At 59.8% G+C, this 507-nt stretch carries 1 protein-coding gene; it reads left to right on the forward strand.

The features are described from left to right. Window positions 1-90: 90 nt before the first annotated feature. Window positions 91-507: NAD(P)(+) transhydrogenase (Re/Si-specific) subunit beta (locus AC1DWM_RS30240; RefSeq protein ID WP_477796911.1), on the forward strand; the 417-nt coding region annotated here is incomplete at its 3' end.

Below are 507 nucleotides of genomic sequence, written 5' to 3' on the forward strand. Positions count from 1 at the left end.
GCATGCTGGAATGCTGGAAATGTTCAAGAAGAAAGCGGCCAAAGCTCCGGCAGCCAAGACCGAAGCAGTCAAGGCTGAGGTGCAACAAGCATGAGCATGAACCTGGTTACTTCCCTGTATTTGATCGCCTCGGTCTGCTTCATCCAGGCGCTCAAGGGCCTCTCGCACCCCACCACGTCGCGTCGCGGCAACCTGTTCGGCATGCTCGGCATGGGCCTGGCGATCCTTACCACGGTCGGCCTGATCTACAAGCTCGGTGCCGAACTGGCCCATGACGGTATCGTCTACGTGATCGTCGGCCTGCTGATCGGCGGCACTGTCGGTTCGATCATGGCCAAACGCGTTGAAATGACCAAGATGCCCGAGCTGGTCGCCTTCATGCACAGCATGATCGGTCTGGCTGCGGTGTTCATCGCCATTGCAGCGGTGGTCGAGCCGCAATCCCTGGGCATCGTCCAGCAACTGGGTGACGCGATCCCGGCCGGTAACCGTCTGGAACTGTTCCTC

The sequence above is a fragment of the Pseudomonas sp. P4_C8 genome, assembly GCF_056401975.1.